Origin of the sequence: Schnuerera sp. (assembly GCF_035459645.1) — a bacterium.
In the GTDB taxonomy this organism is placed as follows: domain Bacteria; phylum Bacillota; class Clostridia; order Tissierellales; family Tepidimicrobiaceae; genus Schnuerera.
Genome location: NZ_DATHXO010000340.1, coordinates 1 through 2,188 on the forward strand (window position 1 = coordinate 1; position 2,188 = coordinate 2,188).

A 2,188-nucleotide genomic window follows, 5' to 3' on the forward strand; every position below is an offset into this window, starting at 1 on the left:
GGTTTATGCTAGCTTTAACAGAGCTTTCAATTGCATATTCAATATTGAAACAAAAATTTTTAGAGAGGAGGAAAAAAAGTGAAAAACTTAAAAGTAAAAGTGCTAGAAAACATTGCTAAAATATCTAAGAAGACAGCTACAGCAGCAGAAGGTAGGCAGTCAATGTTTTTAACGTTTGAACCCAAGAAGCCTGAGAAGAAGTAAGACAAGTATGGATACGTATTGGTAGTTTGTATGTATTAGGGAATAGGTTTTAAATTGTAGTATCGAATATATTTTTATATTTGATACTATGAGTAAAGTCAAGGAGGAATTAAAATGAAAAGATTTCTGAATATGTTTTTAATATTGCTTTTAATTTTAACCTTTTCAAGTTTTGTTACAGCTATGAGCGAAAATGATGATCAGCTTTGTTTAGCTGGACATAAAGTCAAAGCTATTTATCTTGTTAGAAATGGGAAAATGAAAGAGATATCCATTAATGAGTATAATCAAATCAAAAAAGAAGAAGTATTTCAAAGTAAAAAATTGGCATATGAGAGCAATGAGGAAGGAAAAAAACCTCAGGGTATAACAGATGACTGGTATAGATATGATGAATTAGGTTTTAGTGAAGATGTTTTAGTTGAAAATGAAAGAGAAAGAGTATCGCGTATTGTATATAATGATACATCTAACCCTAGTAAAAGAACACTAGAATACTCATCAAACTCTTCTCACTCTTTTTCCATTTCTTTAACTAGTACAGAGAGATCTCATGTGCAATCAGGTGCCTCTTTTGCATGGGCTACTTCAGCAAGTGTAAGGGATGAGAATGAAATCATAATTGAACCCGGTGAATATGGTTGGTTTGAGTTTGCTCCGCTAAAGAAAAAGACATGGGGAGATATTAAAAGATTTAGCTGGTTAGGCGAACTAAAAGAAAAGAAATCTGTTACTGCATATTCTCCACAAAAAATTGGAAGGGATTTAGATGGAATACTATACCAAATGACAAGTACTAAACGACCATAGAGGTATATATAAAATTGCATAAAATTATAATAATTAAGGCCCTATAAAATGATTAGGTTTATAGGGCTTTAATTCAACCGACTTCAATAATTATGTATATATTTATTAAAGTTATCTTTTAAGTTGGGAGGAAAAAGGTGAATAAATTAGGAATTAAGTTATTATATTTTTCTTTTTTTCAACTAATATTAACTATTATTAGTTATAACTTTTTGTATTACTTTGCTAGACCAATTCATGCACTATCGATACTAAAATTAGTACATCCCCTAATATGGGCAGTTTTATGCATTGAAATTATTATAGCATTGGTGATAATGCAGAAAGAAACAAAAAAAGATTGATTGTCATGAAACTAAGTTTCTTAGGATTATCGAGGAAAAGGAGGGTGAAGGAAAATATCAGATGAATTAGGAGTTAGTTTTACTTTTAAGGGTAAGTTAATTGTATATAATAGATAAAAGAGGGAATTTGCTAATTGTTTTTCTGTAATTTTCACTTTTTTATTTACATTTTTGATAGCGAAATGTTATATAATTATTACAAGTTTTAACAGATTATTTTTATTTAGGAAAAACAACTTATAGAAAGGAGTAAATTTAATAATAGCGATACAAAAGCCTCCAATATCGGCTAAGGAGGTTTTTGTATTGCTATCATATATAATTCATGGTAATCTAAAAATAGAAATATCTCTAAAGGATGATAATAATGATATATATTGGAATTTGTGATGATGATAGATATTTTTTAGATTACATTGGATATAAAATAGAAAAAATTTTAGAGAAGAAAAATATATCTTATAAAATCCATAGACTATCAAATGGAATAGAGTTATTAAATGCTTATGATGAGAAGAATAAGCCTTTTGATATCATATTCTTAGATATAGATATGCCTAAAATAGATGGTCTAGAAGTAGCAGAGGTTATTAGAAAGAAAGATGAAGAAACTATATTAATGTTTTTAACTTCTATGGATAATGAAGTGTATAAGACTTTCAAGTATGACACTTTTAGATTTATTAGGAAAAGCCATTAGGAAAGGAAAGTTAGATTTTTACAAATCTACCTTTTATTTTTGCTATTCGTACCGTTTTTCCTACCATTCGTACCGAATTAAACAAAAATAAGGTTAAATATGGTATATTTTTAATAAATAAACCTAAAAT

3 protein-coding genes are annotated in these 2,188 nt (G+C 28.2%); all 3 read left to right on the forward strand.

Features of this window, described 5'->3' with window-relative positions; genetic code table 11:
- Positions 1-78: 78 nt before the first annotated feature.
- On the forward strand, positions 79-204 hold the full coding sequence (locus tag VK998_RS07940; protein ID WP_325227424.1) for a hypothetical protein: 126 nt from the start codon (positions 79-81) through the stop codon (positions 202-204).
- Positions 205-318: 114 nt separating this feature from the next.
- Positions 319-1,014, forward strand: a complete 696-nt coding sequence (locus VK998_RS07945) for a hypothetical protein (protein WP_325227427.1) — start codon at positions 319-321, stop codon at positions 1,012-1,014.
- Positions 1,015-1,725: 711 nt separating this feature from the next.
- Positions 1,726-2,058 (forward strand): LytR/AlgR family response regulator transcription factor, encoded by a 333-nt coding sequence (locus VK998_RS07950; protein WP_325227429.1) that lies wholly within the window; start codon positions 1,726-1,728, stop codon positions 2,056-2,058.
- Positions 2,059-2,188 lie beyond the last annotated feature (130 nt).